Origin of the sequence: Oerskovia rustica, from assembly GCF_014836555.1 — a bacterium.
Classification (GTDB): Bacteria; Actinomycetota; Actinomycetes; order Actinomycetales; family Cellulomonadaceae; genus Oerskovia; species Oerskovia rustica.
On sequence record NZ_JACSQQ010000039.1, the window covers coordinates 24,564 to 31,807 of the forward strand.

The following is a 7,244-nucleotide window of genomic DNA, read 5'->3' on the forward strand; positions in this document are numbered from 1 at the left end:
GGCGCGGTGGAGCGTCGCCCTCGGCGGACATCTCGGTCACCGTGGGCGGTCGCGGGCGTCGCCCTCGGCGGACAATTCCGTCACCCTCGGCGGACGTGTCACCGGGAGCGCTCCCAACCCTCTCTCTGTGGTAGCGCTGCTCCGCGCTCCCCACCGTCCGAGAGGGACTTCCATGACTGCCCACGAGACCACGCAGGACGTCGTGCTCGCCGCGCTCGCACAGGGCGTGACCGGCCGGGTCCTCGCCGGCACCGACCCCGACGCCAGGCTCTCCGGCATGAACGTCGCCGTCGAGCACCGTCCCGACTACGTCGTCCACGCCACGTCCGCCGACGACGTCCAGGCGACCGTCCGCACCGCCCAGCGCTTCGGGCTGCCCGTCACCGCGTTCAGCACGGGGCACGGGTTCGCGCGCGGGATCGACGGCGGCATCGCCCTGAGCACCGCCGGCCTGACCGGCGTCGAGGTCGACCAGCCCGCCCGCACGGCCCGCATCGCGGCCGGCTCCCGGTGGCGGGACGTGCTCGACGTCGTCACGCCCCTCGGGCTCGCGGCCGTCACCGGGTCCTCGCCCGACGTGGGAGCCGTCGGCTTCCTCCTCGGCGGCGGGATCGGCCCCCTCGCACGCGAGGTCGGCTTCGGGTCGAGCTACCTCGTCGCCGCCGACGTCGTCACGGGCGACGGCACACTGCTCCACGTCGACGACGAGCACCACCCGGAGATCCTGCGCGCGCTGCGTGGCGGCAAGTGGGGCCTCGGCATCGTCACCTCGGTGACCGTCCGGCTGCTGAACCTCGAGAAGGTGACGGGCGGGAACTTCTTCGCCCTCGGGGACGACGCCGCGACGCTCTTCCGGGCGTACGCGGAGTGGGTCCCGAGCGCGCCGTCCGACATCACGACCTCGATCGCGCTGCTGCGCCTGCCGCCGCTCGAGTTCCTGCCCGAGCCGCTGCGCGGCCAGTACGTCGCGAACGTCCGCGTGGCCTCGACCCGACCGCTGGCCGAGGTCGAGAGCGCCATCGCCCCCCTGCGGACCACGGTCCCGATCCTCATGGACACGATCGCCGAGATCCCCTACGCGGCGATCGGGGGAGTGCACGCCGACCCGACCGAGCCCATGCCGTTCATCGACGGGTCGACGCTGCTCCACACGTTCGAGCCGCAGACCGCCGAGGCCGTGCTCGCGGTCGCAGGACCGCAGTCGCAGGCCCCGCTCATGATGACCGAGATCCGCCACCTCGGCGGGGCGCTCGCCGACGGCACGCACGGCCCCGACTCCGTGACGGGACGCGACGCCGCGTTCGCGCTCTTCACGATCGGTCTGCCCGTCCCTGAGCTGTTCGAGACGGCCGTGCCCGCGGCGATCAACGGCCTGCTCGAGGCGACGCAGCCCTGGTCGCTCGGTCGCACCCAGGCCAACTTCGCCGGCTCGATCAGCCAGGCGGCGCCGATCGACCTGTGGTCCCCCGCCGACCAGGCGCACCTCGCGACCGTGCGTCGCGAGATCGACCCCGACGGGAGGTTCGCGCTGCCGGTGTGAACTGCTGCCGCCACCGAGGTAGACCCGTGTGCGCGAGGTAGACCTCCGGGAGGTCTACCTCGCGCACACGGGTCTACCTCGGCATCGTCATCTCGACCCGGCTACCTCCGCAGGGTCAGACCGACCAGCGGACCTCGCTCGGCCGCGACTCGTTCCACAGGCGGTCGAGCGCGGTGACGACGTAGGTGTACTTCTTGCCGCGCAGCGCGGTCTCGTCGAGGTAGTCCTGCAGGACCCGCGCCTCGGCGCGCTGCGTCGCGACGAGGTGTGCGGGGTTCTCGACGTCGACCTTCTTGACCCATCCGTCGACGCGGTAGATCGCGAACGACGTCGCCGGGAAGCGGCGTCCGCCGGCGTCGGTCCAGTGGACGCGGACGCCGTCGTCGCGCCACCCGGCCCACGCGAGGACCGGGGTGCGCAGCGGCTGCGCGGGCAGCTTCGGGGAGGCCGGCACGAGCGCCGGGTGCCGGTAGTGGTCCTCGAGCACACGGCTCATGGACCCCTGTGGGTCGGCGGGGACGTGCTTGGCCGAGAAGTAGACGTTGCCGAGCACGGGCCCGACCTCGGCGTCGACCTGCTGGCTGAACGTCAGGTGGTTCGACATCTCGGCGGGGTCGGTGAAGACGCCCGACGTGACCTTGTAGAGCGCCTCGCCGACGAAGAGCTGAGTGCCGGACTGGGCCGCGACCTCTGCCCACCATGGCACGAGCTTCGCGTAGTCCGCGACGGCGAGCCCGATCTGCCAGTAGATCTGCGGGTTGATGTAGTCGAGCCACCCCTCGGTGACCCACTTGCGCGTGTCGGCGAACTGCATGTCGTAGGACTGCGAGCCGTTGGTCGCCGAGCCACGCGGGTCGGTCGAGGCGTTGCGCCAGATCCCGAACGGGCTGATCCCGAACTTGACCCACGGCTTGACCTGCTTGATGCGCTGCGAGATGGACTGCACGAACGTGTCGACGTTGTGGCGGCGCCACTCCTCGACCGTCGCGAAGCCCGCGCCGTGCGTCGCGTAGGTGTGCGCGTCGGGGATGGTCTGGCCCGCGACCGCGTAGGGGTAGAAGTAGTCGTCGAAGTGCACGCCGTCGAGGTCGTATTTCTCGACCGAGTGCAGGATCGCGCGCTGGATGTGCTCCTGCGCCTCGGGCAGGCCGGGATCGAAGTAGAGCTTGCCGCCGTAGGCCCACACCCACTCGGGGTGCTGGCGGGCCGGGTGCTCGGGCACGAGCTGGGAGGGGTCGGCCTGCATCGAGACGCGGTACGGGTTGTACCAGGCGTGGATCTCGATGTTGCGCTTGTGCGACTCCTCGACGACGAATGCGAGCGGGTCGTAGCCGGGGTCCTTGCCCTGGGTACCCGTGAGGTACTGCGACCACGGCTCGTAGGGGCTGGGCCAGAACGCGTCGGCCGTGGGCCTGACCTGCACGAACACGGCGTTGAGCCGGTACTGCTCGGCCACGTCGAGCCAGTGCAGGTACTCGGCCTTCTGCTGCTCGGCGCTCAGCCCGGCGGCCGAGGGCCAGTCGATGTTGACGACGCTCGAGATCCACATGGCGCGCAGCTCACGCTTGCGGGGCACAGGGCCCGACGGCGTCGCTCCCGTCGCCGGGGCGGGTGCGGTCGCGGCCGCGGCGGGGGAGAAGGAGCCGATCGTCACGCTCAGCGTGCTGGCCGCGATGCCCGCGGTCGCGAGGGTGAGGAAGCCGCGGCGGCCGAGGCCTGGGGTCTCGGGCGAGGGGGTGGTGGGAACGGGGGCGACCGCGGTGGGGTCGCTCGGGTGGTGCGTCATGTCCATGCCTCCGTTGGTACGGGTCCGATGCATGGAAGAGAGTTTCACAGTTCTGATCAATTGTGAAGGAATCTGCCGCCGTCACCTCTGGCCGATTCCCTGCGGACGAGAACGGGGTTGAGGTCGTCATCCGGCGGATGGCGACCTCAACCCCGTTCTCGAGGCCCGGCTCGCCGGAGTGTCGCCCTCTATGGATTCGTGACAAGAGTATGTTCCTCGACATGGCATCCAAACCGCTCCAGGAACCGGCGTTCCTCATCCTGTCGGCGCTCGCGGCCGGCCCGCTGCACGGCTACGGCATCGCCAAGGACGTCGAGGTCAGCTCGGGCGGCCGCATCACGCTGCGCGTCGGGACGCTCTACGGTGCGATCGACCGGCTCGCCGCCGCAGGGCTCGTCGAGGTCGACCACGAGGAGGTCGTCGACTCGCGCCTGCGCCGGTACTACCGGCTCACCGCGGACGGCGGGGAGCGGTTGGAGGCCGAGGCGCGCCGGGCCGAGGCCCAGGCCCGCCGTGCCCTGGAACGGCTGGGCGCCCGTGGCGAGCCCCGCGCGAGCGCGCCTGGACGCGCGAGGGGTGCGGCGCCGTCGGGCCGGGGTGCTGGGCCGGTGCCCGCGTGAGCGCCGCCGGTCCCGCGAGCGGAGTCCACGCCGACGAGGCGTTGCCCGTCGCGCCCGTGCTCGTCCGCGACTACCGCCGGCTGGTACGTCTCTTCCCGTACTCGTACCGGCGTGAGCACGAGGCCGAGATGCTCGGCCATCTCCTCGACGGTGCCCGTCCTGAGCAGTCGCGTCCGTCGGGGGCCGAGCGCCGCGACCTGGTGCTGGCCGCTGTGCGCGAGTGGCTGCTCGCGCCGCTGGGATCGACCGCTCGGGAGCGGCGTGCCGCGACAGGCCTGTTGTTCGTGCTGCTCCCTGCGGTCCTGGTGGTGCCCGCGGCGAGGTCCGTGGCCTACGCCTCGTGGCTCGCCGGCAGCGAGCTCGGCCCGCCCGTCCTGTCGAGCGTGCCGATGCTCGGGACATGGGTGGTGTGGGGTGCCGGTGCTGTCGCGCTGCTCGCCGGACTGGCTCGTACGGGGCGCCTCCTGATCGCGGCTGCGGCCGCTGTCGGGACGGTGACGCTCGCCGTGCTCGTCGCGACGGGGGACGAGCGCACCGCGTACTTCGAGAGCGGATGGGTGATCGGGCTGGCCGCGCACGCACTGGTCGTCCTGGAGCACGACCGTTGTCGACTCTCGGGGCCCGGACGGCGCCATGTGGTCGGGGCGCTCGGCGCCGCGCTCGCGGCCCTCGGCGCGTACGTCGCGGCGGTGCACGGCGTCCGGGGAGGGGCATCGTGGTGGGCCCCCGCGGGAGGCCACCTCGTGTCCGTCGGGGCGGCTGCCGTGCCGATCGTCGCCGCCCTGGGCGTCATGCTGCTCTGGGCACGGACCCGGCAAGGTGCCCCGGTCCTGCTGGGGGTCGTCGTCGGTATCGCCCTGGGGCGGTCGGACCTCTTCTGGTCGGGGAACAGGACCGTCGGGACGGAGGACCTCGGCAACGTCCTGGCGCTGCTCGCGTGTGCCCTCGCTGCGACGATCGCCGCTCGCTGGTGCGTGAACCGTCTCGACGAGCTCGCCGAGGCGCGCGCCGCGCACCGTGAGCGGCTCGGCGCGCCGACCTGACCGGGGCCCTGCGGACGAGAACGGGGTTGAGGTCGTCATCCGGCGGATGGCGACCTCAACCCCGTTCTCGGCGGGCTCAGGAGAACCTGGGTCAGTCCAGGTAGTCGCCCACCAGCTGCTCCGCGATGCCGGTGTACGTGCCCGGGGTGAGGTCGGTGAGGCGTCGCGTGACGTCGTCGGGCAGGCCGAGGCCCTGGACGAACTCCCGCATCTCCTCACCCGTGAGCCGGTGCCCGCGCGTGAGGTCCTTGAGGCGCTCGTACGGGTTCTCCATGCCGGGGACGCCCGCGACCGAGGCCGCGCGCATGGCCGACTGGATGGGCTCGCCGAGCACCTCCCAGTTGGCGTCGAGGTCCGCGGCGAGCAGGTCCGCGTTGACCGCGAGCGCGCGCAGACCGCGCGAGACGTTGTCCACCGCGAGCAGCGAGTGGCCGAACGCCGGGCCGATGTTGCGCTGCGTCGTCGAGTCCGTGAGGTCGCGCTGCAGGCGCGAGGTCACGAGCGTCGAGGCGAGCGTGTCGAGCAGCGCGCAGGAGATCTCGAGGTTCGCCTCGGCGTTCTCGAAGCGGATCGGGTTGACCTTGTGCGGCATGGTCGAGGACCCCGTCGCGCCCGGCACCGGGATCTGCTTGAAGAAGCCGAGCGAGATGTACGTCCACACGTCGGTGCTGAGGTTGTGGAGGACGCGGTTGAAGCGGGCCATGTCGCTGTAGAGCTCGGCCTGCCAGTCGTGCGACTCGATCTGCGTCGTCAGCGGGTTCCACGTGAGGCCCAGGCTCTCGACGAAGGACCTCGAGACCGCGGGCCAGTCGACGCCGGGGACCGCGACCGTGTGCGCCCCGTAGGTGCCCGTCGCGCCGTTGAGCTTGCCGAGGTACTCGGCGCCCTCGACGCGGCGCAGCTGTCGGCGCAGGCGGTGCGCGAGCACGGCAAGTTCCTTGCCGAGCGTCGACGGCGTCGCGGGCTGGCCGTGGGTGCGGCTCAGCAGCGGGACGGCCGCGTGCTCGCGGGCCATCTCGGCGAGCTGGTCCGCGAGGGCCGTCGCGGCGGGCAGCCACACGCCGCGCACCGCGCCCTGCACCATGAGCGCGTACGACAGGTTGTTGATGTCCTCGCTCGTGCACGCGAAGTGCACCAGCTCGCCCGCCGACGGCAGGACCGTGCCCTCGCCCAGCACACCAGGAGCGGCCTCGAGGCGACGCTTGATGTAGTACTCGATCGCCTTGACGTCGTGCACCGTGACGCGCTCGATCTCGCCCAGCTCGGCGATGCCCGCGGCGTCGAAGTCCGTGACGATCGCGCGCAGGTACGCCTTCTCGGCGTCGCTCAGCGCGGGCGCGCCCGGGACCACGGGGCCCTCGGTGAGGGCGATGAGCCACTCGACCTCGACGTGGAGGCGCTCGCGGTTCAGCGCGGCCTCGCTCAGGTGGTCGACCAGGGGCGCGACGGCGCCGCGGTAGCGGCCGTCGAGCGGGCCCAGGGCGATGGGCGGGGTGATGTCGGCGAGCGTGGCGCGCGGGGGCGTGGTCACGGCGGGCGCGGCGGAGTCGGCGGAGTCCGTAGGCATGGCGCCATTCTCCCACGGGCGCCCGACGGCGGAGCGGGCGTCTCGCGGTCGTCCTGCGCCGGGCGTGCGTCGCTGCCGAGCAGACCGGGCCGTGCACAGGCCCGGCATGCGGAGCTCCTGCCCACAGGAGTGAGGGTCGGCCCAGCGGGCGCCGGGGAGCGTCCCTACGGTCGTGCGCATGTCGACCACCTTCTCCCTCCCCGGCGTCACGTCCGGCTGGTCCCCTGCCCTCGACGTGGTCGATCCACGACCCGAGCTGCGCCGCGCCGCCGACCTCGCCGCGGAGGCGATCGCGATCGTCCGCCGGACCGCGGACGTCGCGTGGGAGGGGCAGGCGTCGGACGGGTACCGAGACCTCGTCGTCGACGCGGTCCACGAGCTGTACCGGACGGACCTCGCCGCCGACCGGGCCGTGGGGGCCGCGGCGTGCTACGTCAGGACGGTCGAGGCAGCCAACGCCGAGGCGAGCCTGCGATGAGCAGGGCACCGGACCCGACCGCGGGGATCGTCGTCTCCGGAGGAACGACCAGGGTCGAGACGGCCGACCTGGTCGCGGCCGCTGCCACCGTCCTCGAGGCCGCCCTGCACGTCGAGGCGGCCGTCGACGAGAGCCGGCGTGCGTACGGGCTCGTCAGCGGGCTCGTGGACGGCCCGTCGTCGTCGGTGCGGTGGGTCGGCGGGACCGCGG

The 7,244-nt window shown here is 72.5% G+C and carries 7 protein-coding genes; 5 read left to right on the top strand and 2 right to left on the bottom strand.

From position 1 onward, the window contains the following. The first annotated feature begins 172 nt into the window (after positions 1-172). Positions 173-1,540, top strand: a complete 1,368-nt coding sequence (locus H9652_RS16970; RefSeq protein WP_191797581.1) for an FAD-binding oxidoreductase — start codon at positions 173-175, stop codon at positions 1,538-1,540. 115 nt (positions 1,541-1,655) lie between these two features. Here H9652_RS16970 and H9652_RS16975 read toward each other — a convergent pair whose 3' ends face one another. Continuing rightward, the gene (locus tag H9652_RS16975) at positions 1,656-3,332 is read right to left on the bottom strand and encodes a glycoside hydrolase family 10 protein (RefSeq protein WP_225228396.1); all 1,677 of its coding nucleotides are present in this window, start codon (positions 3,330-3,332) and stop codon (positions 1,656-1,658) included. 215 nt (positions 3,333-3,547) lie between these two features. On the opposite strand from H9652_RS16975, the gene H9652_RS16980 reads away from it, so the two are divergent. Further along, entirely contained in the window at positions 3,548-3,946 is a 399-nt protein-coding gene (locus tag H9652_RS16980) for a PadR family transcriptional regulator (protein WP_191797583.1), read from the top strand. Further along, the gene (locus tag H9652_RS16985) at positions 3,943-4,989 is read left to right on the top strand and encodes a hypothetical protein (protein WP_191797585.1); all 1,047 of its coding nucleotides are present in this window, start codon (positions 3,943-3,945) and stop codon (positions 4,987-4,989) included. The genes H9652_RS16980 and H9652_RS16985 overlap by 4 nt, the downstream gene beginning before the upstream one ends. A gap of 91 nt (positions 4,990-5,080) precedes the next feature. Here the strand turns inward: H9652_RS16985 and purB are convergent, their stop codons facing one another. Next, on the bottom strand, positions 5,081-6,556 hold the full coding sequence (gene purB, locus H9652_RS16990) for an adenylosuccinate lyase (RefSeq protein WP_191797587.1): 1,476 nt from the start codon (positions 6,554-6,556) through the stop codon (positions 5,081-5,083). Positions 6,557-6,734: 178 nt separating this feature from the next. On the opposite strand from purB, the gene H9652_RS16995 reads away from it, so the two are divergent. Both H9652_RS16995 and H9652_RS17000 read left to right on the top strand, forming a co-directional pair. Continuing rightward, on the top strand, positions 6,735-7,034 hold the full coding sequence (locus tag H9652_RS16995; protein WP_191797589.1) for a hypothetical protein: 300 nt from the start codon (positions 6,735-6,737) through the stop codon (positions 7,032-7,034). After that, positions 7,031-7,244 (top strand): hypothetical protein (locus H9652_RS17000; RefSeq protein ID WP_191797591.1); only part of this gene is annotated, 214 nt, incomplete at its 3' end. The genes H9652_RS16995 and H9652_RS17000, both read left to right, overlap by 4 nt.

Excerpts from the sequence above, each read along its gene's own strand:
- H9652_RS16970 (WP_191797581.1), top strand. The coding sequence starts at position 173 with ATGACTGCCCACGAGACCACGCAGGACGTCGTGCTCGCCGCGCTCGCA.
- purB (WP_191797587.1), bottom strand. The coding sequence starts at position 6,556 with ATGCCTACGGACTCCGCCGACTCCGCCGCGCCCGCCGTGACCACGCCC.
- H9652_RS16975 (WP_225228396.1), bottom strand. The coding sequence starts at position 3,332 with ATGGACATGACGCACCACCCGAGCGACCCCACCGCGGTCGCCCCCGTT.
- H9652_RS16995 (WP_191797589.1), top strand. The coding sequence starts at position 6,735 with ATGTCGACCACCTTCTCCCTCCCCGGCGTCACGTCCGGCTGGTCCCCT.
- H9652_RS16980 (WP_191797583.1), top strand. The coding sequence starts at position 3,548 with ATGGCATCCAAACCGCTCCAGGAACCGGCGTTCCTCATCCTGTCGGCG.